Below are 24,922 nucleotides of genomic sequence, written 5' to 3'. Positions count from 1 at the left end.
GAGCCGTCGGAAATCCGGACAAGGCATTTTGCCATCCACCGGCATAAATCGACCAAAAAACTTCAAAATCTCTCGCCAGCACAGCCAAAAAAGCACGAAAACTACGTTTCGAAGCCCTCTTTTAAGGATTTTTTCGAAGAACCTTCTGCTAACTTGCCCACATCAAAACAATCGGGGGGATGATCCATGGCCGTCAGAAACAATCCGAAACGGGAAAAGCAGATCGAAAGCGCGCGCAAGATTGCGGCTGCCACCGGCGAACCCTATCTCGACCCCGAGATCCTCTTCGGCCGGGCCAGCGGCGACGACCTCGAACTCTATACACCGGAAATGCTGGCGCTTTCCGCCCTGCATTCGGCAGCAGAACTCTCCGCCTGGAACGGCAAGTCGCCGCGTGTCAACATCGGCACGATCGCCGATGTCACCCCCGGTGGCGTCGCCGTCTCCGTTCTCTCGGTGACTGATCACAACAAACCTTTCCTCTACGAATCCGTGATGGGCGAGGTGACCAGCACCCACCGCGACATCTCCATGGCCGTTCACCCGATCCTGATCATGGAGGACGACAAGGCCCCGGAACTTTACTCCGCCGATGTGCCGAGCGATCCGGCAAAGCGGGTCAGCCACATCCAGCTTCATATCTCGCCACTCGCCGCCTCGCAGGCAGACGATCTCATCAAGCGTATCAACGCGGTGCTCCAGCAGGTGGAGCTTGCCGTTTCCGATTGGAAGGCGATGCTCTCGCGCGTCGACGAGGTGATTGCAGAGCTTTCGAACTACAACGCCAGCCGCAAGAAGGCCGACCGAGACGAGGCGATCGCCTTCCTGACCTGGCTGCGCGACGAGAACTTCACCTTCCTCGGCATGCGCGATTATGTCTATTCCGGCAAAGGGGCGAATGCGAAGGTTGAACGCGACAAGGGAACGGGCCTTGGCATTCTCTCCAATCCCGAGGTTCTGGTCCTGCGCACCGGCAAGGACGCGGTGACGACAACGCCGGAGATCCTCGCCTTCCTCGATGGCCCGGATTTCCTGATCGTCACCAAAGCCAATGTGAAGTCCGTGGTCCATCGCCGCGCTTACATGGACTATGTCGGCGTCAAACGTTTTGACGCACAGGGCAACGTGACAGGGGAGCTGCGTATCGTCGGCCTCTTCACCTCGACTGCCTATACCTCGTCCGCTGCCGAAATCCCGCTGTTGCGCTCCAAGATCGAAAAGGTGAAGGAGCATTTCGGCTTCGACCCGATGAGCCATTCGGGTCGCATGCTCGACAACACGCTTGAATCCTACCCGCGCGACGATCTTTTCCAGATCGATACTACGCTGCTTGCGAACTTCGCCGAGCAGATCAACGATCTCGTCGACCGTCCGCGCGTCCGAGCCCTACCGCGTATCGACCATTTCGACCGCTTCGTTTCCGTCATCGTCTTCGTACCGCGCGAGGAATATGATTCGATCGTGCGCGAACGCATCGGTACTTATTTGAAGACCGTCTATGACGGCCGCGTCTCCGCCTATTACCCCGCCTTCCCGGAAGGCGGCGTGGCGCGTGTACATTTCATTATCGGCCGCTCTGGCGGCAAGACTCCGCGCGTCCAGCAGGCCAAGTTGGAAGCGGCGATTCGCCAGATCACCGCACGCTGGGACAGCCGCTTCGAGATGCTCGCCGGCTCTAAGGCGCCGAAGCTCGGCGTCAGCAACGCCTTCCAGGAGGCCTTCACGCCGGATGAAGCGGTCGGCGACCTGCCCGACATCGCCGCATGCGCCGCCGGTGAGCCGATCCGCATCGAATTCTACTATCGCCACGACGATGAACGCGGCCGCATCCTGTCGCTGAAGATCTTCCATAGTGGCGAACAGCTGCCGCTGTCGCGCCGCGTGCCTCTCCTAGAAAATCTCGGCTTCAATGTCCTGAGTGAGCGGACCTTCGATATCGAAGTTCCGACAGCCGACGGCGCGATCAACATTGTGGTGCTGCACGACATGGAACTCGAGGCCCGTAGCGGTGCAGACATCGACCTTGCACGTTTTGGCGCACCGCTCGAAGAAGCCTTCGTTGCCGCCTTCGAAGGCGCGATCGACAATGACAGCTTCAACCGCCTGATTTTATCGGCCGGCCTTTCGGCCCGGGAAGTCAACGTGCTGCGTGCTTACGCGCGCTATCTGCGCCAGGCAGGCATTGCCTATTCGCAGGATTATATCGCCGCAACCCTCGACAAGTATCCTGGCATTGCCGCCTCGATCTTCCGCCTTTTCCACGACACGCTCGACCCGGGGCTTCCTGAAAAGGCGCAGCTCAAGAAGCTCGCCGAACTGCACGACATCATAGAAACCGAACTTGCCGACGTGCCGAGCCTGGATGACGACCGTATTCTGCGCCGCTACGTCAACATCGTCGATGCGACGCTACGGACCAACTATTTCCAGCGCAATGCTGATGGAACACCGAAGCCGATGCTCGCCTTCAAGCTCGACCCGCATCTGGTCGATGGTCTTCCGGAGCCGAAACCGTTCCGCGAAATCTTCGTCTATGGCGTGGAAGTGGAAGGCGTGCATCTGCGCTTCGGTCGCGTTGCCCGCGGCGGCCTGCGCTGGTCGGATCGCGCCGAGGATTACCGCACCGAGGTCCTGGGCCTCGTGAAGGCACAGCAGGTCAAGAACGCCGTGATCGTGCCTGTCGGTGCCAAAGGCGGATTCTATCCAAGAAAACTGCCGGTCGGCGGCAGCCGCGAAGAGATCTTCAATACGGGCCGGGAAGCTTATAAGACCTATATCCGTACATTGCTTTCCATCACCGACAACATTTCCGGCGCCGACGTCGTCCCCCCCAAGGACACGGTGCGGCTCGATGGCGATGATCCATATTTCGTCGTCGCAGCAGACAAGGGCACGGCGACCTTCTCCGACACCGCCAATGCGCTCGCCCAGGAAGCCGGTTTCTGGCTGGACGATGCCTTTGCGTCAGGCGGCTCGGCCGGCTACGACCATAAAAAGATGGGCATTACCGCCCGTGGCGCCTGGGAAACGGTGAAACGCCACTTCCGCGAAATGGACATCGACATCCAGACCACGCCCTTCACGGTAGCGGGCGTCGGTGACATGTCGGGTGACGTCTTCGGCAACGGCATGCTCCTCTCGCCGCAAATCAGGCTGCTGGCTGCCTTCGACCACCGCGATATATTCATCGATCCCGATCCGGACATGGAAAAGACGCTCGCCGAGCGTCAGCGTCTCTTCAACCTGCCGCGCTCAAGTTGGCAGGATTTCGACAAGTCCGTCCTTTCTAAGGGCGCCATGATCATTTCGCGCTCCGCAAAGTCAGTCACCCTGACGCCGGAGGCCGTGGCTGCAATCGGCATCGACAAAGCCGTCGCCACGCCCTTCGAAATCATGACGGCAATCCTGAAGAGCCCCATCGACCTTCTCTGGTTCGGCGGCATTGGCACCTATGTGAAGGCAGCATCGGAGACCGATACCGACGTCGGCGATCGCGCCAACGATCCGATCCGCATTACGGCCGACGAAGTTCGCGCCAAGGTCATCGGCGAAGGCGCCAACCTCGGCGTTACCCAGAAGGGACGCATTGCCTATGGCCTCAAGGGCGGCCGCAGCAATTCCGACGCAATCGACAATTCTGCCGGCGTCAACACCTCGGACGTCGAGGTCAACATCAAGATCGCCCTGGCAAACGCCATGCATGAGCAGCGTCTCAGCCGCGCCAAGCGCGACCAGCTTCTCCGCAGCATGACGGACGAAGTGGCAGGCCTCGTGCTGCGCAACAACTACCTGCAGTCTCTGGCAATCTCGCTCACAGCCCGCAAGGGAACGGCAAACGGCCTCGAACTCAGCCGTTTTATGAGCGTGCTGGAAGCAGCCGGACAGTTGAGCCGCAAGGTGGAAACGCTGCCCGACGATGCTTCCATGTCCGAGCGCTATACTGCCGGCAAGCCGCTGACGCGCCCTGAAATCGGCGTGTTGCTCTCCTACGCCAAGATCGTGCTCTTCGATGCGTTAATCGCCAGCGAGTTGCCTGACGATCCGTATTTCGTTGGCACGCTGTTCAATTACTTCCCAGCCAAGATGCAGAAATCCAGTGCATCCGACATCGACAGCCACCGATTGAAGCGGGAAATCATCGCGACCGTGCTCGCAAACGAGGCGATCAATCGCGGCGGACCGGGCTTCGTCGTCAGCATGATGGATGCGACCGCTGCCTCCGCTCCCGAAGTCGTACGCGCCGCAATCGCCGCTCGCGACGGCTTCGATCTCAACCGGCTATGGGCGGAAACCGACGCCTTAGACAACAAGGTGTCCGGTGAAGTGCAGAACAGGGTCTATGAAGAGATCAGCAACAGCTTCGTGGTGCTGACACGCCTGCTGCTGAAAACCGGCATGACCAAGGGCGATCTAGCCGAAAACATTAGCCGGCTGCAGACAGCGTTGAAAAAACTCAAACCCGTCTTTGCCGATCAGGCCGGGACCGATGTCGCGACGCGCCGGCAGGATTATCAACAGGCCGGCTTGCCGGAAAAACTCGCCGCTGACATCGCCGCTCTTCCGACCTTCGCCCTCGTGCCGGAAATCATGCAGATCGCCGACAGGACCAGCGAAACGCTGACGCGTGCCGCCGAAAACTACTTTGCCTTCACGCAGACCTTCCGCGTTGGCCGGCTGCTTGCTGCTGGCAACCGCATCATCACTTCGGACCATTACGAAAACCTCGCGCTTGCCCGCAGTATCGATCAAATTGCCAGCGCCCGTCGCGATATCGTGATCTCCGCGCTTTCAGACCACGGCAAGGAGAAACGGCCGGTCCAGGCCTGGCATGCACAGGACAGAATCCGCATCAACCGCATCGTCGAGGAGCTTGCAACCCTCAGTGACGGCGCCGATCCAAACCTCGCGCGCATCACAGTTGCTGCAGGTATCCTGACCGATCTTGCGCGCGACCGGGCGAGGTGACACAGTCCGCCCAAAAAAGGAGCGGACGTTTGAATCGCATTGACTGGACAGGAACGCAGCCGCCGAAAGCCACGGAGAAGGGCCTATGGGGCTGGATGCTCTTCGATTGGGCAGCCCAACCTTTCTTCACCGTGGTTACCACCTTCATTTTCGGCCCCTACTTCGTCTCGCGACTGACGGCCGATCCCGTCTCCGCGCAGACGATGTGGAGCAATATGGCGACGATCTCCTCTGTTATCATTGCCATCCTGTCTCCCATACTGGGCTCCATTGCCGACCAGTCCGGCGCGCGCAAACCCTGGATCGCCTTCTTCGCTGTGATCAAGATCGTCAGCCTCTGCTGCCTCTGGTTTGCGGCACCCGGCTCGCCAATCATCTATCCCGTCATCTTCATGATCCTCGCCTCAATCTCGGCGGAGTTTTCGATCGTATTCAACGATTCCATGATGCCGCGCCTCGTCGGCAAGGACGAGGTGGGCAAGCTTTCCAACACCGCCTGGGGTCTTGGATATCTCGGCGGCATGATCGTGCTGATCGCCGTCGTGGCGCTGCTGGCCGGCAGCCCGGAAAGCGGCAAGACCATTCTGGGCCTCGATCCGCTTTTCGGCCTCGATACTCATACGGGCGAGGATGCGCGCGTCACCGGTCCGATTTCGGCCGTCTGGTATCTGATCTTCATCCTGCCGATGTTTTTCTTCACACCGGATGCCCGCATAGGCCTGCCTTTCAGCTTTGCCGTGCGCTTCGGCCTCAGGGAATTGCGCAATACGCTCGCCGAATTGAAGACCCGCCGCGGCATCCTGACCTTCCTTATCGCCCGCATGATCTATCAGGATGGCGTCAACGGCCTGCTGATCCTTGGTGGCGCCTTCGCGGCGGGCATGTTCGGCTGGGCAACGATCGAGATCGGCATCTACGGGATCATCCTCAATGTCGTGGCGATCCTCGGCTGCCTGATTGCCGGGCACGTCGACAGGGGGATCGGCTCCAAGGTTACCGTTATCATCAGCCTGGCCATGCTGTTGCTGGCCACGATCGGCATCATTTCCACCGGCCCGGGCTACACTTTCTTCGGACTGATGCCGCTTTCGACTGCCGACGGCGGCGGCTTATTCGGCACGATGGCGGAAAAGGCCTATATTCTCTATGGCCTGTTGATCGGTCTTGCCTTCGGACCAGTGCAGGCTTCATCACGCTCCTATCTGGCGCGCAGCGTCAGCCTGGAAGAAGCCGGCCGCTATTTCGGCATCTATGCGCTGTCCGGCCGCGCCACGAGCTTCATGGCAACGCTGTTGTTTTCGATCGTGACCTATATGACCGGATCGGCGCATCTCGGCATGTCGACGCTGATCCTGTTCCTGGCCGCAGGCCTGGTGTTGCTGATCCGCACGCCCTATCCGGCAGATCGCGCCTGGTAAACTCCCCGGCCGCAAAGTCGGGGATCTATCCGTTGTCCCGTTTAATGGCGGAAATGGCGCATGCCGGTAAAGACCATCGCAACATTGTGCTCGTTTGCGGCATCGATGACCTCCTGATCGCGCATCGAACCGCCCGGCTGGATCACGGCGGTAGCGCCGGCAGCAATCATCGACAGCAGACCGTCGGCGAAGGGCAGGAAGGCTTCGGAAGCGACTGCCGAACCATGCGTCATCGGAACGGCGAGGCCGAGCGCCTTTGCCGCTTCCTCAGCCTTCAGCGCGGCGATGCGGGCGGAATCGACGCGGCTCATCTGGCCGGCGCCGATACCTGCAGTCTGGCCGTCCTTGGCATAGACGACCGCATTCGACTTCACATGCTTGCCGACCTTGAAGGCGAACTTCATGTCTTCGAGCTCCTGGGCCGTCGGCGCACGCTTGGTGACCACCTTCAGTTCCAGATCCTCGACCATGCCGTTGTCGCGGCTCTGGACGAGCAGGCCGCCGGAAACGGTCTTGGCAGTAATGCCGGCCGCACGCGCATCCGGCAGGCCGCCGGCCGAGAGCAGGCGCAGGTTAGGCTTGCGTGCGACGACCGCCTTGGCTTCTTCGGTGACGTCAGGTGCGATAATGACCTCGGTGAAGAGCTGGATGATTTCTTCGGCTGTCGCCGCATCGAGCGTCTGGTTCAGCGCGATAATACCCCCGAAAGCCGAGACGGAATCGCAGGCAAGCGCCCGCTTGTAGGCTTCGAGAAGCGTTGAACCGGTTGCGACACCACAGGGATTGGCGTGCTTGATGATGGCGCAGGCCGGCGACTTCTCAGGCAGGAACTCGGCAACGAGCTCGTAGGCCGCATCGGTATCGTTGATATTGTTATAAGAAAGCTGCTTGCCCTGCAGCAGGACGGCTGTCGAAACGCCCGGGCGCTTTTCGCCCGTCACATAGAAGGCAGCCTTCTGGTGCGGGTTTTCACCATAGCGCATCTCTTCCTTCAGCACGCCGCCAATGGTGCGGTGACGCGGCGTATCGATCGAAAGCGCCTCGGCAAACCAGTTGGAGATGGCAGCGTCATAGGCGGCGGTGCGGGCATAGGCCTTAGCTGCCATGCGCTGGCGGAAGGCATAGGCCGTCTTGCCGGCATCGGCCGACAGTTGCTCGGCGAGCTCGGCATAGTCTGCCGGGTCGGTAATGACGGTGACATAGGCATGGTTCTTGGCCGAAGCGCGGATCATTGCCGGGCCGCCGATATCGATATTCTCGACCGTCGTCGGATAGTCTCCACCGGCCGCACGAACATCCTCGAAAGGATAGAGATTGACGACCAGCAGGTCGATGCCGTCGATCCCATGTGCTTTCATAGCTTCCTGATGTTCGGCATCGTCACGAATCGCCAGCAGGCCGCCATGCACCTTGGGATGCAAGGTCTTCACGCGGCCATCCATGATCTCAGGAAACTGAGTCACTTCGGAAACGTCGGTTACGGCAAGTCCCTCGGCCGCGATCGCCTTGTAGGTGCCGCCGGTCGACAGCAAGCGCACGCCACGCGCCGAAAGCGACCGGGCAAGGTCGATGATACCGGTCTTGTCGAAGACAGAAAGCAGCGCAGTCTTGATCTCGACCTTGTCGGGGGCGGGGATTTTCTTGGAAATGACGGCCATGAACCTTCTCCGTTCGGGCTACGCGGGAGACATCCGGGCGAGGGACGCTTGATGAGGCCGCGTTAGCACAGCTTGGAGCCGGCGCAAACAGCCGCCGAAGCAATTCCAGCAAAAGTGTTTGCGTTCGGAACTGCATAAAGGAAAGAGCTAAAGCATTTCCATGTTCAGAGAAAACAGAAATGCTTTAGCTCTTGCGCGATAAAAACCAGCGAATTTCAGGTTTCTCCGCCAAATCGAAGTCGATCTCGATCTGGTCCGAGCTGCTGATACCGGCGCTGTCGGCAAAGAAAATATCTTCGGAGATCAGCACTTCATTGCCGGGAGAGGAGAACAACCAGCTTTCGCCATCCGGCGCCGTCAGCAGCACGGATTCCGTGTCGTTCTGCCGCGGCACGATGGCGGGATGGATATGGAAGCGGGCAACCGCCCGGAGCGGGCCTTCGCTGTGATACCGGTCATCCGTCACGAAACGGTCCATGCCGGTCACGATGGAGCCGGCGGCATTCAGCGTCAGCTCCCGCTCATGGATGACCCCAAAAGCGTCGAGATAACCGTCATGCCTTGCCTTGATGCCTTCGCGGCCATCCTCAGTCTCCACGCGCTCGGCGGCAACCGTTTCCACCGGTTCCGTCATCATGTGAGCCAGAAAGGCTGAGGGAGAGAAACGGCTGGAGGACGTATCGTTCAAAACCACGGTGGAATGGGCAGCCGTGGTGCGGGCCATCTGAACATAGCGCTGGCCGGCGAATTTCGGTGATCCTGAGTTGACGATGAAGCGGTAACGGCCGGAGGACATTTCGAAAGAGAGACTGCCTGCGTGGGCCGTTCTGAAACAGCCGGGCGAGGGTGGCCCTGTATCGGCAATGATCACCGTCTTGCCGGCGGCAAGCCGCTGATAGCGTGAGTGCGGCAGCGCCTTGAAAGGCTGGCCCGCCGTCTCATCATAGCGCAGCACGGACATCAGCTCGTCTGCCAGCGTGGATGTCGCGCCGTTGAAGAGCGCCAGATCTCCGTCCTGATGGCGGAAGAAGCGCAGGGCGGGGTACATGCGGTCGATACCGGAGATCAGCTTCTGCGGCAGATCATGGCCGAGATTGACATAGGTTTGTCTCAGCGGCAGCAGATCGAGCAATAGCTCCAACCCGATGCGTGGATTGCGGGAGATATGGCCGCCGTCAAGCAGAATCTGGCTATCGAATTCGCGGTCGAGCGCCTGGGCGGCGCGCCGGATGGTCGAGGCACGCACCGGCATGGCGACGGAGGCCATGGCAAGCGCGATGCGCAGCCGGAAGCGGACTTCGCCGGTCGAATAGGGCGCCATGCGCCGCAAATAGCCGATATGAAAAGCGAGCGACTTCATGAAGCGGCGATAGAAGGCGCGATCGGCGTTCTGCAGAACGACCGGAGAATGCGCCAGCCAGGCAATGACGCGCTGTGAGACGACGTCGGTCTCCCAGGCGATCCCCTCGATACGGCCTCCATGAATCGAAAGCCAACTGTCGACGATCGCGCGGGCAACAGCCGAACCGCGCTCGCTCTTGTTGGCCCGCATATGCCGCAGCCAGCCGAAACTATGAAGCCTGATCGCGAAAGCACGCGACGGAAGAGTAAGCGTAAAGGGGGACTTGCCACCGGTTTCCAGCATTCGGCCCGCGAGCGGAAACCGTCCGTCGATGATCTCGTCGGCAACGTGGGAATCGACGCCTCTCAGATCCGTCGGCGCGACGATCAGGCGTTCGGGAACCGGAATTGCATGTCGGAAGAAGCGCAGCCGCAGAAGTGCGGCACGGCGCGTACCGCGCCGCCAAGCTTCCCGAACATACATGCTCGCAAGACGCCGACCGGACTGCATATCAAATGTCTATTGACCCTCGTGGTTAAGAATAGATGAATCTAAACCGATTTCATTAGCCACGATGTATTATTTTGTGATGAAGTTAGAATATAATAGCATTCAGACTCGTCTGAGCACTGCGGCGTAGAAGCCGTCGAGGCCCGAAGCGAAACCTTCAGGCATATCCAGCATCGTAGGGAGCGTGCGAAACTCGCCCAGCGGTGTAATGGCCTGTTCCATGCCGGGCCATCTTATTGCGTCGATCGGCAGCCGCTCGACGCTCTTCACATCTTCGAGAACGCGCGCCACGACCTCTTCGCCTTCCTGCGGATCGAGCGAGCAGTTGGAAAAGACGAGCACGCCGCCGGGGTTCAGCAAGGTAACGGCATGGCGCAGAAGGCGCTCCTGCAGTGCCGCCAATTTAGCAATATCCTCCGGCCCCTTCGTCCAGAGCACGTCGGGATGCCGGCGCGTCGTACCCGTCGATGAGCAGGGTGCGTCGAGAAGAATCGCGTCGAAGCGCTCGGACGGTTCGAATTTCGTAAGATCCACTGCGATCGTATCGGCTTCGAGGCCAAGCCGCTCCAGATTGGAGCGCAAGCGCTTCAGCCGGTTTTCGGACTGATCGATTGCGGTCACCCTGCCACCGGCAAGGATGAGCTGTGCGGTCTTGCCACCCGGTGCAGCGCATAGATCGGCAACACGCTTGCCGGTAAGCTCACCGAAGAGCTTTGCGGGAATGCTCGCAGCCGCGTCCTGAACCCACCATTCACCCTCGTCAAAGCCGGCAAGCGAGGGAATGCCGCCTTCAAAAGCGGAAAGCCGCACGCCGCCAGTCGGTAACACAGCGCCGTTCAGGCGCTCCGCCCAGCCTGCGGCATCGGATTTAACGGTAAGATCGATCGCTGCAGGCTCAAGCTGGGATTCGGAAATGGCAAGCGCCCGCTCTTTCCCATAGGCTTTCGCAAGCCGCGCGATGAACCACGCCGGCATTGGCGGAATGTCAGCAATCTCGGCAAGGATGTGCTCCTTCTCGCGGCCGAGACGGCGCAGGATCGCATTGACGAGCTTGGCGAAACGCCGATTGCGAGGATCCTGATTGGCCTGTTCGACAGCAAGGTCGACGGCGGAGTGATCGGGAACGTCGAGATAGAGAATCTGCGCGGCACCTACGGCAAGCACATGATGCAGAGCTCGGGCGCCTTCCGGCAGTGGCGTTTCGAGCAGCGAGGCAATGGCGGCATCAATGCGGGGCAGATGCCTGAGCGTGGTATTGAGAATGGCGCGGACCAGCGCACGATCGCTTTCCCCGAGCGCTTTGTAGGCCGGATTTCCATGCTCGTGATCCAGCGCGCCATCGAGCGGCAGTTTTTTGTCTACGACTGCGGCCAGGATTTTTGCGGCAGCCGCACGCGCCGGCAGGCCGGGTTTTACCGGTGCCGGCGCTGGGCGTTCTGCTGAAGCTTTTTGTTCGCGAGCTGGCTTCTTCTTGCCGTCTGAATTCAAGACCACGGACCCTTTGGCGGTTGCGAGTCACCGCGGCCGAAACCGGTATTGGGAACCGAGCGCGATTTGCGTGTCGGATTAGCAGCGCGAACCGGCGGCGTCGAGACGTCGAAACCTCCCCGTGCCATTTCCTGCAAGGCAGCAATACGATTTTCGGTATCCGGATGTGTCGAGAACAGATTGTCCATGCGCTCGCCGGAGAGCGGGTTGATGATGAACATATGCGCGGTGGCCGGGTTGCGCTCCGCGTCGTAGTTCGGCACATGCGCCGTGCCGCGGGCAATCTTGCCCAGCGCCGAGGCCAGCCACAATGGATTGCCGCAGATTTCAGCACCGCGCCTGTCGGCCGAATATTCGCGCGTGCGGCTGATCGCCATCTGCACCAGCATGGCGGCCAGCGGCGCCACGATCATCGCGACGAGCACGCCGATGAAACCCAGGGGATTGTTGTTGTTCTCGCGATTGCCGCCGAAGAAGAAGGCGAAATTGCCGAGCATCGAGATTGCACCCGCAAGCGTGGCGGTAATCGTCATCGTCAGCGTATCGCGGTTCTGGACGTGGGCAAGCTCATGCGCCATCACGCCTGCAACCTCTTCCGGCGAGAGGACGGCAAGAAGGCCCGTAGAAGCCGCGACGGCGGCATTCTCCGGATTGCGGCCGGTCGCAAAGGCATTCGGCTGAGGGTTGTCATAGAGATAGACCTTGGGCATCGGCAACCCGGCATTATGAGCGAGATCGCGTACGACACGATAGAATTCCGGGGCGTTGCGCTCATCGACCTCCTGCGCCCGATAGGCCGACAGCACCATCCTGTCAGCATTCCAGTAGGAGAAGAAATTCATGCCGGCAGCGATGAGAAAGGCGATCATCATGCCGCCCCGGCCGCCGATCAAAAAGCCGACAAACATGAAAAGCGCCGTCATGAAGGCAAGCAACATGGCAGTACGCACGAGGTTCATCAGAGGTCTCCATCTCCTTGATTGCAGCGCGATGCTTTAAATCCTGGCGCCGACGCTCTATGATTTGGTTATTCGCCAGCCATTTTCAATATTTTCAGGCGGGAGTGCAGCATGCAGACGGCCGATAACGACAATATGGAAACCCCGGCGCCAGAAGGCTCCGAGCTGCCGCGCAAGATGCTTTCCCCTGCCGCCAGGCGTGCGCTCGCCGAAGCCGAAGAGCGCCGCAAGAATGCGAAGCCTGCCGAACTGCCACTGGAGATCGGCGGGCGGGGCGGAGCTGACCCCTCCCGCTTTGGCGACTATGAGATCAACGGTCGAGCGATCGACTTCTAGGTAAATATTCCCATTGACTTCGCAGCGTAATCGGAATTTATCCTGTTATGTTGAAGCCGCTCTCGATTCTTCTGTTGTCTCTTTCGTTTGTGCCGACCCTTGCGGCACGGGACGAAATCGACGGACCCGTATCGGCGAAGATTATCCAGATCATTGACGGCGATACGCTACTGGTTGCCGCAACACCCTGGCCACAGCAGACTATGGAAGTCCATGTCCGCATTCGCGGCATAGACGCGCCCGAAATCCATTCGAAATGCACGGAAATCCGGAGGGCTGGTCTTAAGGCCCGCGATGCGCTTCAACAAATGATATCAGGCGTCTCCATTATTCAGTTGAGGGGGATCGCCGGCGATAAATATTTCGGCCGAATTCTCGCTGATGTCACTTTCGCGAACGGGGGCAATCCCGCACAGGATCTTCTTTCGGAAGGACTGGTCCGCGCCTATGACGGCGGCCGCAAGCCACAGGTTTTCTGCGCGGAAGAATAGGGCCGCTCCTGACGGCGGAGCGGCCCTTTGACTTAAGCCGTAGCCTTGTTCTGCCGGTTAGCGATGAGATCGTCGACAACGGCCGGATCTGCCAGCGTCGAGGTATCGCCAAGCGAACCGAAATCGTCCTCGGCGATCTTGCGCAGGATGCGGCGCATAATCTTGCCCGAGCGGGTCTTCGGCAGCCCGGGCGCGAACTGGATTTTGTCAGGTGCTGCAATCGGACCAATTTCCCCACGCACATGTTTAACGAGCTGCTGACGCAGCTCATCTGTGCCCTGATTGCCCGCCATCAACGTAACGTAACAATAGATGCCCTGGCCTTTGATCGGATGCGGATAACCGACGACGGCAGCTTCCGAGACGAGATTGTGCGAGACGAGCGCGGATTCGACTTCCGCGGTGCCGAGACGATGGCCGGAGACGTTCAGAACGTCATCAACGCGGCCGGTTATCCAGTAATAGCCGTCCTCATCGCGGCGGCAGCCGTCACCGGTGAAATACTTGCCCTTGTAGGTGGAGAAGTAGGTCTGGATGAAGCGCTCGTGGTCACCATAGACCGTACGCATCTGGCCCGGCCAGCTATCGCTGATGCAGAGATTGCCGTCGGCGGCACCCTCGAGCACCTTACCCTCATTGTCGACGAGCTGCGGCTTGACGCCGAAGAAGGGCTTGGTGGCCGATCCGGGCTTGAGGTCGGTTGCGCCCGGCAGCGGCGTGATCATATGGCCGCCGGTCTCCGTCTGCCACCATGTATCGATCACAGGGCAGCGCTTTTCGCCGACGACGTTGTAATACCATTCCCAGGCTTCCGGATTGATCGGTTCGCCGACCGTGCCGAGCAGCCGTAGGCTCTCGCGCGAAGAGCGGGTAACGAAATGGTCGCCAGCACCCATGAGCGAACGGATCGCCGTCGGCGCAGTGTAGAAGATATTGACCTTGTGCTTGTCGATGATTTCCCAGAAACGGCCTTGGTCCGGGAAATTCGGCACGCCTTCGAACATCAGCGTTGTCGCGCAGTTCGCCAGCGGGCCATAAACGATATAGGAATGACCAGTAACCCAACCGACATCGGCCGTGCACCAGTAGATATCACCAGGGTGATAATCGAAGACATATTCATGTGTCATCGCCGCATAGACGAGATAACCGCCCGTCGTGTGCAGGACACCCTTCGGCTTCCCCGTCGAGCCTGACGTATAGAGGATGAAAAGCGGATCCTCCGCCCTCATCTTCACCGGCGGGCATTCCGGCTTCACCGTGGCGATTTCCTGATGGTACCAGAGGTCGCGGCCCGGCGCCCAGCCGGTCTTGCCGCCGGTGCGACGCACGACGAGCACCTTGCTGACCGTGACATGCTGGCGGGCCGCAATATGGATGGCGGTATCCGTATTGTCTTTCAGCGGAACCGGCTTGCCCCCGCGAATGCCCTCGTCGCAGGTGATGACGAAGGTGGATTGGCAGTCGACGATACGGCCGGCCAGCGCCTCCGGCGAGAAGCCGCCGAAGACGACGGAATGCACCGCACCGATGCGGGCGCAGGCGAGCATCGCATAGGCGGCTTCCGGGATCATCGGCATGTAAATGGTGACACGGTCACCCTTTTTGACGCCATGCTTCTTCAGCACGTTCGCCATCCGGCAGACGTGCTCATAGAGTTCGTTATAGGTGATCTTCTTATCGATATAGGGGTTGTCGCCTTCGAAGATGATGGCGGTCTGGTTGCCGTTCGTCTTCAGGTGACGATCAATGCAATTATAGGAAACATTGGTCTGGCCGTCCTCGAACCACTTGATCGACACCTTGCCGGTGAAGGAGGTGTTCTTGACCTTGGTATAGGGCTTGAACCAGTCGATGCGCTTGCCGTGTTTACCCCAGAACTTGTCAGGATTTTCAATGCTCTCCTCGTACCATTGCTCGTACTTGGCCTGATCGATCAGCGCACGAGTCTTCACCGGTTTGGAAACCGGATAGATCTTCTCCGACATGGGAACTCCTCCTCACAAGGCTATGCAACGGCCGATGGTTTCGACGCAGCGACCGGACTTGAATTGCGCAATTCATATCAGGTCGTCTGATGACGGCAATTAGACAAAGGTCATTTCATTTCTGAAGAATTGCAATTCTGCGACAGTGCGGTTATATAGCGCCATATTTCCCGGACATTGTGGTGACAATCCACGGACCGCGACACCGGCGCGGACGACAGAAGGACTATATCCATGGCTCAACAACTGCTCATGCCAAAGGCGACTGCCATCTGGCTCGTCGACAATACAGCCCTGTCTTTCGACCAGATCGCTCAGTTTTGCAAACTGCATCCGCTCGAAGTCAAGGCGATTGCCGATGGCGAAGCCGCGCAGGGTATCAAGGGCCTGGACCCGATCGCCACCGGCCAGCTTTCCCGCGATGAAATCGCCCGCGCCGAGGGTAACCCCAACTATAAGCTGAAGCTTTCCGAGCCGAAGGTCCGCGTACCGGAATCCAAACGCCGCGGTCCGCGCTACACGCCGGTTTCCAAGCGTCAGGACCGCCCGAACGCCATTCTCTGGCTGGTTCGCAACCATCCGGAACTGAAAGATGCCCAGATTTCGCGTCTCGTCGGCACCACCAAGTCGACGATCGAGCAGATCCGCGAGCGCACCCACTGGAATTCGGCAAACCTGGCACCGATGGACCCGGTCACGCTCGGCCTTTGCAGCCAGATCGATCTCGACATGGAAGTGGAAAAGGCATCCAAGGGCCGTCCGCTGCCGACCGCTGCCGAACTCGGCGCAACGCTGCAGTCCGCTCAGGAAACAGAGCGTCTGACGCCGAGCTACGAGCGCGAGGAGGAAAAGGAAATCGACGCCGATGCCGTCTTCCGCAAGCTGAGCTCACTGCGTTCGGCGCCTAAGGACGAGGATGAAGACGATCAGTTCTAAGATCGTCATATGCAGAAATGAATAAACCCCGCCAATGGCGGGGTTTTTTGTTGCCGTCTCCTGCGCGCTTATTAGCTGCGGAAGAGCGAGAGAATGTTCTGTGCCGAGGAATTCGCAATCGAGAGAGACTGGATCGCAAGCTGCTGTTGCGTCTGCAGGGCAGAGAGCTTGGAGGATTCCTCTTCCATGTCGGCATCGACGAGGCGGCCAACACCCGAGTCGATCGAGTCGCTCAGGGCGCTGACGAAGGTTTCCTGCAACTGTATTCGGGTCGAAATCGAACCGAGCTGCGAGCCTGCATTCGTCAAGGCCTGGAGCACAAGTTCGACGCCGGAAAGCGCTCCATCGAGCTGGCCTTGTGTGAAGGTGGTGATATCGAGCGCATAGATCGACGGCATGACGATAACCGTATTGCCATAAGTCCCGTTGAAGGCGGTGCCGATGATGCCGCTCGTCGTTTGGATCGTGCCATTGCTGTTCATCCCGAACAGCACATTGCCAAGCGTGCCGTCGTTCAGGACATAATCCGTCATCTTGACAGAAACGGCATTCGAACCGTCACGGACGAAAGAGGAGACGACGCTCTTCGTGCCCGAAGCGCCGGCAACCCAGTTTTCACCGGAGAAGGAAGCCGACTGGGCGATGCTCACCAGCTGTTCCTGCAGCTGGTCGAGTTCTTCCTGGATCTTGGTTTTGTCCACGCCCTTTTCCGTGGCAGCGACGATCTTCGCCTTGATTTCCGTGACAACGTCGATGGCGTTGTCCATGGCGGTATAGGCGGTGTCCACCTTTGCTGCACCAAGGCCGAGTGCATCGGAAACGGCCGAGAGGGCCTTATTGTCCGAACGCATGGTTGTTGCGATCGACCAGTAGGCAGCATTGTCCGCCGCCTTATCGATACGGTAGCCCGAAGAGACCCGACCCTGGGTATCCTTGAGGCTATCGTTTATGCCGCGCAGGGTCTGCAGCGCTGCCATGGCAGCGTTGTTGGTGAGGATGCTTGTCATGTTCCGTTTTCCGCAATCAAAGTGAAAGGGGTCATCCGGACAAGTCCGGTAACGGCGACGCTTCATGCAAAACCCAAGAGAGCTGGGTCATTGCCGTTAACGAATGGTTGCACCCAACATAGTTAATAATTCCTCAATTAGCTTTTCGGAAAATTTAATTTAAGCTCTCGTTAGGGCTTGCGGCGGCTTCCGAGGAGCCTGGAAGAAGCACACGAATCCCGCAAAAATTATCTGGTATTTAGAATGACTTAGAGAAGCATGGCCGAGTTTGACCAATCAAGGCTTCACGAGAGAAACCGCCTGCTGAAACTTTTTTCGCATTAATGAATATTATCGCTTTCCAAACAGGGGGCCGCGGATAGCTCGTTGAATCACGAGCAAGCCTCTGATTCGAAGAGGTCGTTTTCCGCCATTTGTTAACGCGCCCCGAAAATCGCCGAGCCGACACGCACGCTCGTGGCCCCGAACGCAATGGCGATCTCGTAGTCACCCGACATGCCCATGGAGAGTCTTTGTACGCCGCACTTTTCTGCGAGCTTGGCGAGCAGGGCGAAATGCGGGCCGGGATTTTCATCCGCCGGCGGAATACACATCAACCCTTCAATGGTGAGGCCGAGCTCACTGCGACAGAAGTTCACGAAAGCGGCTGTATCGCCAGGCGCAATACCGGCCTTTTGTGGTTCCAGGCCTGTATTGACCTGCACATAGAGACGCAACACCTTGCCCTGCCGCCTCATCTCCTCAGCAATGGCGCGCGCGATCTTCTCACGGTCAATGGTCTCGATCACATCGAAGAGCGCAACCGCTTCCGCAGCCTTGTTGGATTGCAGCGGGCCGATGAGGTGCAACTCGATGCCGGGCGTTTCCGCCTTCAGTTCCGGCCATTTTCCCTGGCTTTCCTGAACGCGGTTTTCTCCAAAAATGCGCTGGCCAGCTTCAATAGCCAGGCGAATGGTATCGGCGTCAAAAGTCTTGGAGACCGCCACAAGTTGCACTGAACGTGCCGGACGGCCCGCATCCCGCCCCGCGGCATCGATCTTGGACCATACTTCTTTCAAACGCTCTTGAAGTTCCATCGCTATGCCCCGACATCCGGCTAATCCATCGGCAATGCACTACTGGGCTCTCGTGGCCTTGCCAAGACTTGTCTCTGCGAAATCGCCTCCAAGCCAAGATCGAACGCGTGAAGCGCCCGCAAAACTTGACGCTTGATTGGTTTCATGGTGAAGGTCTCGGCCAACCTCCCTTGATTTTCCGGAAATCTGATTATGGCTACCGAACGTTACAATCCGCGCGATGTCGAGCCTCGCTGGCAGCAGAAATGGAACGAGGAAAAGGTCTTCGAGACCGACAACTCCGATCCGCGCGAAAAATATTACGTCCTGGAGATGTTTCCCTATCCTTCGGGCAGAATCCATATGGGCCATGTTCGCAATTATGCCATGGGTGACGTGGTGGCGCGCTACAAGCGCGCCCGCGGCTATAATGTGCTCCATCCGATGGGTTGGGATGCCTTCGGCATGCCGGCGGAAAATGCGGCTATGGAGCGCGGCGTACACCCCGCATCCTGGACCTACCAGAACATCGGCTCGATGAAGGCACAGCTGAAGGCGATGGGCCTGTCGCTGGACTGGTCACGCGAATTCGCGACCTGCGATGTCGAGTACTATCAGCAGCAGCAGCATCTCTTCCTGGACTTCCTGGAAAAGGGCCTCGTCTACCGCAAGCAGTCTAAGGTGAACTGGGATCCGGTCGACAATACCGTTCTCGCCAACGAACAGGTCATCGACGGCCGTGGCTGGCGTTCCGGCGCGCTGGTCGAGCAGCGCGAACTGACGCAGTGGTTCTTCAAAATCACCGACTTCAGCCAGGACCTGCTGGACGCGCTTGATACGCTCGATCAGTGGCCGGAAAAAGTGCGCCTGATGCAGAAAAACTGGATCGGTCGCTCTGAAGGCCTCACGATCCGCTGGGAGATCGTCCCGGAAACCGCACCTGCCGACGAAACCGAAGTGGAGGTCTACACGACGCGCCCGGATACGCTCTTCGGGGCCTCCTTCCTGGCGATCGCCGCCGATCATCCGCTCGCCAAGGAGGCAGCGGGAAGGAATCCTGACATCGAGGCCTTCTGTGAGGAATGCCGGCGTGCTGGAACTTCTCTTGCTGCACTTGAGACGGCTGAGAAGAAGGGGATGGATACCGGCATCCGCGTGAAGCATCCGCTCGATCCATCTTGGGAGCTGCCGGTCTACGTCGCCAACTTCGTTCTGATGGACTACGGCACGGGCGCCATTTTCGGCTGCCCCTCCGGCGACCAGCGAGACCTGGATTTCGCCCGCAAATACGGCCTGCCGGTCGTGCCGGTCGTCATGCCTGAGGATGGCGATGCCGCAAGCTTCACCATCGGCGATGTCGCCTATGACGGCGAGGGCGTGATGATCAACTCGCGCTTCCTCGACGGCAAGAAAGCGGACGAAGCCTTCCAGATTGTTGCCGACAAACTGTCGTCCACCCTGCTTGGCAATGCGCCGCAGGGCGAACGCAAGGTCAATTTCCGCCTGCGCGACTGGGGCATTTCCCGCCAGCGTTACTGGGGTTGTCCAATCCCGGTCATCCATTGCGATGATTGCGGTGTCGTGCCGGTTCCGAAAAAGGACCTGCCTGTGAAGCTGCCGCAGGATGTAACTTTCGATCAGCCTGGCAATCCGCTGGACCGTCACCCGACCTGGCGTCACGTCGCCTGCCCGCAATGCGGCAAGGATGCGCGTCGCGAGACTGATACGATGGACACGTTTGTCGATTCGAGCTGGTATTTCACCCGCTTCACGGCACCCTGGGAGAAGCAGCCGACCGACCCTGCTGTGGCCAACCGCTGGCTGCCGGTGGACCAGTATATCGGCGGTATCGAACACGCGATCCTGCACCTGCTCTATTCGCGCTTTTTCACCCGCGCGATGCGCGAGACCGGCCATGTAGACGTCAAGGAGCCTTTCAAGGGTCTCTTCACCCAGGGTATGGTGGTCCACGAAACCTATAGCCGCGGCGCCGGCATGCATCGCGAGTGGATTTCCCCCGCCGATATCCGCATCGAGGAGATCGACGGAAAGCGCAGCGCCTATCTGCTGGAGGGCGGCGAAGAAATTACCATTGGCTCGATCGAAAAGATGTCGAAGTCGAAGAAGAATGTCGTGGACCCAGATGATATCATCGCCTCCTACGGCGCCGATACTGCCCGTTTCTTCGTCTTGTCCGATTCTCCGCCTGAGCGAGACGTCATCTGGTCGGAAGCCGGGGTCGAAGGTGCCCATCGCTTCACACAGCGCCTCTGGCGTCTGGTCTCGGAAGCGGCAGAAGCCCTGGCCGCTGTCGAGCCCAAGCCGGCAAAGGAAGGTGATGCGTTGGCAATTTCGCAGCTTGCCCACAAGACGCTGAAGGCCGTCCAGAACGACTATGACAGGCTCTGGTTCAACAAGGCGGTCGCTCGCATCTACGAACTCGTCAACGCGCTGGCAGGCCCGCTGACGAAGGTCGCGGCCGGGGAGGGCGATGCCAGTTATCGGGCAGCCATCCGAAATGCGGCCGAAATCCTTATTCAACTCGTTGCGCCGATGACCCCGCACCTGGCCGAAGAATGCTGGATGATCCTTGGCAACGCGGAGCTCATCGCCCATACGGCATGGCCAAATTATGACGAATCGCTGGTCGTGGAGAACGACGTGACCCTTCCCGTGCAAATCAACGGCAAGAAGCGCGCCGAATTGACAATTTCTCGCGACGCAGATCAGAATGCCGTCACCGAAGCCGTGCTGGAATTGGACGCGGTGAAAAATGTCTTGAACGGCCAAGCACCGAAGAAAATCATCGTGGTTCCACAGAGGATTGTTAACATTGTCGTCTGATTTCGTCCGCAAGCTTGCGCACCGCGCCGGCATCGTCACGATCCTTGTCACAACGGCGTTTCTTTCCGCCTGCCAGGTTCGTCCGCTTTACTCCGAAAGCACCGGCGTTACCGAGAAACTCGGCTCCGTCGGCTTTTCCGAAGCGGGTACGCGTGTCGGCCAGGAAGTTCGCAACCATCTGATCTTCCTGGCGTCCCGCGGTGCCGGTGAAGTTGAAAAGCCGAATTACATGGTTGATATGCAAGTTTCGTCATATGTTGCCGATACATTGCTTGTTCAGTCCTCGGATACATCTCGCGCAGGTCGCGCGACGGTCTCGGTCAGCTACACTTTGCGTACCACCAAAGATAATCAAGTGATCAAAGCGGGCAGACGCGAAGCGACGGCGCTGGTCGACTTCCCGAGACAGGAATTTGCGAAGCAGCGGGCTATCCGTGATGCCGAAAATCGCGCTGCCAATCAGGCGGCCGAATTCGTGGGAGCAGATATCGCCGCCGCGCTCAGCCGCTAAGGGAGCGGTAGGGTGGCGGAAATCAAATCCCATGAGTTTGAAGGGTTTCTGCAGAAATCCGCTCGCCTGTACCGCATCTACCTGATCTACGGCCCGGACCGTGGACTCGTTTCCGAGCGCGCCGGTATGATCGCTGCAAAGAGTGGCATAGATCAGAGCGATCCGTTCTCTGTCACCAAGCTCGATGTCGGCGATTTACAAAAAGAGCCTGGCCGACTGGTTGACGAAGCCCAATCTATCGGTCTTTTCGGCGGTGAAAAGCTGATATGGGTAAAGGGTGCCACAAACGAGAAATATCTCGTCGACGCTGTCGGATTTCTGGCCGGCGCGTCCCTTGAAGCGGCCAGTATCGTCATCGAAGCAGGCGACCTGAAAAAGGGGGCAGCCTTACGTAAGACGGTTGAGGCTGCTCGTAGCGCAGCAGTCGCCATCCCCTGCTATGCCGACGACGGCCGAGCGCTGAACGCACTGATCGACAATGAACTTTCCGCCGAAGGGTTGGGTATAACCCCTGCTGCCAGGCAAGCTCTCGTCGCGCTGATCGGCGGCGACAGAATTGCTTCCAGAAATGAAATTCGCAAACTGGCGCTCTATTGCCGAGGCATGGGAACGATCGAGGGTCATCACGTTACCGAAATAATTGGCGATGCCAGTGCGATTTCGGTCGATGATGCCGTTGACGCGATATTGAGCGGTAACAGTGACAGCTTCCTGCATGCGATGCAGAAAATCACCAGCTCCAAGACCTCAGTCTTCCTGGTTCTGCAAGCTTGCCTTCGACAGTTTCAGCTTCTCGATACGATGCGCGCGGAAATGGACGAGAAGAAACTGCCCGCTGCGCAAATTATGCAGACGCAGGGTAGGCACCTTCACTTCCGTCGCAAGCCGATTATAGAACAAGCATTAAAGAGCTGGAGCGCGGAGGCCATTTCGCGTGAAACAAAACGCCTGCAGGCAGCTGTCCTGCAAACCAGGCAGCGTCAGATATTGGAAGACAGCATCGCCATGCAGACGCTGCTCTCCACGACACTGCAGTCGGCAAGACGCCCTCAAGGCTGATCAGCGACGCTCCAGAAGCCTGCAGACTTCCTCGAGCTGCTCCAGGGACTTATAGAAGATGCGGATCTGACCACCGCTGGCCTTGTGATTGATAGAGACATCGAGCCCGAGCGTATCCGACAGCGTGCGCTCCAGAGCCAACGTATCGGAATCCTTCTGGCTCCTTTGAACCGGCGCCTGCGGCTCTGACTGAGCCTTAATGTCGTTCTGTGCAAGCTTCTCCGCATCGCGCACTGACATGCCCTTGGAAACAATCGTACGCGCGAGTGCGGAGGGATCTGATGTCGAAACCAGCGCACGCGCATGGCCCGCGGAAAGGCTTCCGGCGGCCAACATGTCCCGAACTGGTTCGGGCAGCTTCAATAGGCGCAACGAATTTGCAACATGGCTGCGGCTCTTGCCAATAATCTCACCGAGATCGTTCTGGGTATATCCATATTCGGCAATGAGCTGTTCATAGCCGAGCGCCTCTTCGAGAGCATTGAGATCGGAGCGCTGGACGTTCTCAACGATCGCAATTTCCAGCGCTGTCTTGTCATCAACATCCCTGATAATAACGGGGATTTCGATCAAACCGGCCAACTGCGCCGCCCGCCAACGTCTTTCGCCGGCTATGATTTCATAGCGGTCCCGCCCCAGCGTCCTGACGACGATCGGCTGCACGATACCGTGCTGGCGGATCGAACTCGCAAGATCGTGAAGTTCAGCATCATCGAAGAAACGACGAGGATTACGAGGGTTACGGGTGACGAACTCGATAGGGATCATCCGGTCGGCGCTGACCGTAGGCCGCTCCGCCTCAACCGGAACAGGCTGATCCATTTCACCTATCAGGGCCGCGAGACCACGACCAAGCCGCCTTTTCGATGTATCGTCATTCATGTCCAAACTCGCTTACTCTGTCATGCACTCTTCAAGCGGCCAGCCTCTGCCGCTCTCGCTGGATAACTTCCGATGCGAGCTGCAGATAGGCCTGACTGCCGGCGCACTTAAGATCGTAGAGAATTGCCGGCTTGCCGTATGAGGGTGCCTCTGAAACACGGACATTACGTGGGATAAGCGTGTGATAGACTTTCTCACCAAGGTGAGTCCGCACGTCATTGACGACTTGCTGCGCCAGATTATTACGAGCGTCGAACATCGTCAGCACGATGCCTTGGATGTCGAGCTGCGGATTGACCGTTCGGCGAACCTGGTTGACGGTCTCCAGAAGCTGGCTCAAACCTTCAAGGGCGAAGAACTCGCACTGCAGCGGTACTAGCACGGAATGTGCAGCCGCCATGGCATTCATCGTCAGCAAGTTGAAAGAAGGCGGGCAGTCGAGAAGGATATAAGAAAAAGACACCGCTTCGGAAGAAGACAATGCTTTTTTGAGCTTGAAGACTCGATCGCTCTGCTGGGAGATCTCCATCTCCACTCCGAGGAGATCCATTGTCGACGGCACGATAAAAAGATTGGGAACCGCGGTCTCCAACGCGACCTCACCGACGCCAGCTCCGCCGACCATCAGATCATAAGAGGAAAGCTTACGATTGCGTCGATCAATACCCAAACCAGTGCTTGCATTGCCCTGTGGATCCAGATCGATAATCAGCACGCGCTCGCCAATGGCGGCAAGAGCGGTTGCCAAATTGATAGCAGTGGTCGTCTTGCCGACGCCACCCTTTTGATTTGCGATGGTGATAATCCGATTACGTTCGCCAGCCATTGCCGCAATATCCGCTTCGTTAAACCAGGCGCTGGAGATTTGATATTTCGAGAATGACAGAATCTTGCTCAACAGCGCTATTGTGTTCTAGCAGATCAAAGGTCCAGCGACCATGTGCTTTCTGGATCTCTCTCCGGTAATCCCGGCCTTTGTGAAAATATGCGCGATTATTTTCTTTTCCAGCCATCCATGGCGCCGCGTATTCAATCAGCTTATCGAGATCCGCCAGCGCGCGGGCGGAGATAGCATCGCAAGCAGCTATTGCTACCGGCGCATCCTCGATCCTGACGGCATGTACTTCACCGCGCGCGCCAGTTTCTCGCAAAGCGGTTCGCAGAAATGCCGCCTTCTTATTATTGCTCTCCACCAAGTGAACCCAGCCTTGCTGCTGTTCGGTAAGAAAAATCGCGGTAATCACACCCGGAAAGCCACCGCCGCTCCCGAGGTCGATCCAGGTCTGCGGGTGAGGAGAGATCTGAAATATTTGCGCACTATCCGCGATATGCCGGCTCCACATATCACCCATGGTCGAAGGCGCGACAAGGTTGATCGCCTTGGCCCATTTGGTGAAGAGCTCTGCGAAATGTTGCAGACGTTCCTGTGTTTCACGTGAAACACGCAATCCGTTTAATTCCATTCTCGAAGAC

Annotated in this window: 18 protein-coding genes; 8 read left to right on the top strand and 10 right to left on the bottom strand. The window is 58.6% G+C overall.

Features of this window, described 5'->3' with window-relative positions:
- The first annotated feature begins 186 nt into the window (after positions 1-186).
- Both FHT78_RS27595 and FHT78_RS27590 read left to right on the top strand, forming a co-directional pair.
- Entirely contained in the window at positions 187-4,965 is a 4,779-nt protein-coding gene (locus FHT78_RS27595; protein ID WP_183749735.1) for an NAD-glutamate dehydrogenase, read from the top strand.
- Positions 4,966-4,994: 29 nt separating this feature from the next.
- A complete protein-coding gene (locus tag FHT78_RS27590) occupies positions 4,995-6,383 on the top strand; it encodes an MFS transporter (RefSeq protein WP_183749734.1) in 1,389 nt (462 codons plus the stop codon).
- 41 nt (positions 6,384-6,424) lie between these two features.
- Here FHT78_RS27590 and purH read toward each other — a convergent pair whose 3' ends face one another.
- The 4 genes from purH to htpX form a co-directional block, all read right to left on the bottom strand.
- Positions 6,425-8,041 (bottom strand): bifunctional phosphoribosylaminoimidazolecarboxamide formyltransferase/IMP cyclohydrolase, encoded by a 1,617-nt coding sequence (gene purH, locus FHT78_RS27585; protein ID WP_183749733.1) that lies wholly within the window; start codon positions 8,039-8,041, stop codon positions 6,425-6,427.
- Between the two features lie 184 nt (positions 8,042-8,225).
- Positions 8,226-9,893: a heparinase II/III family protein gene (locus FHT78_RS27580; RefSeq protein ID WP_183749732.1), complete on the bottom strand. Its 1,668-nt coding sequence runs from the start codon at positions 9,891-9,893 to the stop codon at positions 8,226-8,228.
- Positions 9,894-9,995: 102 nt separating this feature from the next.
- Complete coding sequence (locus FHT78_RS27575; RefSeq protein ID WP_183749731.1) at positions 9,996-11,387, bottom strand: RsmB/NOP family class I SAM-dependent RNA methyltransferase; 1,392 nt, start codon at positions 11,385-11,387, stop codon at positions 9,996-9,998.
- Positions 11,378-12,340, bottom strand: coding sequence for a zinc metalloprotease HtpX (htpX, locus tag FHT78_RS27570; RefSeq protein WP_183749730.1), 963 nt, complete (start codon positions 12,338-12,340; stop codon positions 11,378-11,380). The genes FHT78_RS27575 and htpX overlap by 10 nt, the downstream gene beginning before the upstream one ends.
- Before the next feature lie 111 nt (positions 12,341-12,451).
- Here htpX and FHT78_RS27565 point away from each other — a divergent pair, with 111 nt between their 5' ends.
- Both FHT78_RS27565 and FHT78_RS27560 read left to right on the top strand, forming a co-directional pair.
- Positions 12,452-12,676 (top strand): DUF1674 domain-containing protein, encoded by a 225-nt coding sequence (locus FHT78_RS27565; RefSeq protein ID WP_183749729.1) that lies wholly within the window; start codon positions 12,452-12,454, stop codon positions 12,674-12,676.
- A 74-nt stretch (positions 12,677-12,750) separates the two neighbouring features.
- Positions 12,751-13,167 (top strand): thermonuclease family protein, encoded by a 417-nt coding sequence (locus tag FHT78_RS27560; protein ID WP_246715434.1) that lies wholly within the window; start codon positions 12,751-12,753, stop codon positions 13,165-13,167.
- A 32-nt stretch (positions 13,168-13,199) separates the two neighbouring features.
- Here FHT78_RS27560 and acs read toward each other — a convergent pair whose 3' ends face one another.
- Entirely contained in the window at positions 13,200-15,155 is a 1,956-nt protein-coding gene (gene acs, locus FHT78_RS27555) for an acetate--CoA ligase (protein WP_183749727.1), read from the bottom strand.
- Positions 15,156-15,389: 234 nt separating this feature from the next.
- Between acs and FHT78_RS27550 the strand changes: the two genes are divergently transcribed.
- Complete coding sequence (locus FHT78_RS27550; protein ID WP_113300824.1) at positions 15,390-16,091, top strand: DUF1013 domain-containing protein; 702 nt, start codon at positions 15,390-15,392, stop codon at positions 16,089-16,091.
- A 71-nt stretch (positions 16,092-16,162) separates the two neighbouring features.
- On the opposite strand, the gene FHT78_RS27545 is transcribed toward FHT78_RS27550, so the two are convergent.
- Entirely contained in the window at positions 16,163-17,098 is a 936-nt protein-coding gene (locus tag FHT78_RS27545; RefSeq protein ID WP_183749726.1) for a flagellin, read from the bottom strand.
- Positions 17,099-17,514: 416 nt separating this feature from the next.
- Complete coding sequence (locus tag FHT78_RS27540) at positions 17,515-18,174, bottom strand: YggS family pyridoxal phosphate-dependent enzyme (RefSeq protein WP_183749725.1); 660 nt, start codon at positions 18,172-18,174, stop codon at positions 17,515-17,517.
- A 192-nt stretch (positions 18,175-18,366) separates the two neighbouring features.
- Between FHT78_RS27540 and leuS the strand changes: the two genes are divergently transcribed.
- Genes leuS through holA form a run of 3 tightly spaced genes read left to right on the top strand, consistent with a single transcriptional unit; the run spans position 18,367 to position 22,567 of the window.
- Positions 18,367-20,997 carry a leucine--tRNA ligase gene (gene leuS, locus FHT78_RS27535; protein WP_183749724.1) on the top strand — a complete coding sequence of 877 codons (2,631 nt, stop codon included), beginning with the start codon at positions 18,367-18,369 and terminating at the stop codon, positions 20,995-20,997.
- Positions 20,987-21,508 (top strand): LPS assembly lipoprotein LptE, encoded by a 522-nt coding sequence (lptE, locus tag FHT78_RS27530; protein ID WP_183749723.1) that lies wholly within the window; start codon positions 20,987-20,989, stop codon positions 21,506-21,508. The genes leuS and lptE overlap by 11 nt, the downstream gene beginning before the upstream one ends.
- A 12-nt stretch (positions 21,509-21,520) precedes the next feature.
- A complete protein-coding gene (gene holA / locus FHT78_RS27525) occupies positions 21,521-22,567 on the top strand; it encodes a DNA polymerase III subunit delta (protein ID WP_183749722.1) in 1,047 nt (348 codons plus the stop codon).
- Here the strand turns inward: holA and FHT78_RS27520 are convergent, their stop codons facing one another.
- The 3 genes from FHT78_RS27520 to rsmG are packed head-to-tail and all read right to left on the bottom strand — an operon-like array spanning position 22,568 to position 24,912.
- Positions 22,568-23,449 (bottom strand): ParB/RepB/Spo0J family partition protein, encoded by an 882-nt coding sequence (locus tag FHT78_RS27520; RefSeq protein WP_183749721.1) that lies wholly within the window; start codon positions 23,447-23,449, stop codon positions 22,568-22,570.
- Positions 23,450-23,480: 31 nt separating this feature from the next.
- Entirely contained in the window at positions 23,481-24,275 is a 795-nt protein-coding gene (locus FHT78_RS27515; protein WP_183749865.1) for a ParA family protein, read from the bottom strand.
- 19 nt (positions 24,276-24,294) lie between these two features.
- Positions 24,295-24,912, bottom strand: a complete 618-nt coding sequence (gene rsmG / locus FHT78_RS27510) for a 16S rRNA (guanine(527)-N(7))-methyltransferase RsmG (protein ID WP_183749720.1) — start codon at positions 24,910-24,912, stop codon at positions 24,295-24,297.
- Positions 24,913-24,922: the final 10 nt, after the last annotated feature.

It is taken from the genome of Rhizobium sp. BK196 (assembly GCF_014193255.1).
Classification (GTDB): Bacteria; Pseudomonadota; Alphaproteobacteria; order Rhizobiales; family Rhizobiaceae; genus Rhizobium.
Note: the sequence above shows the minus strand (reverse complement) of the source record. Positions and strands in the feature narration are given on the sequence as shown.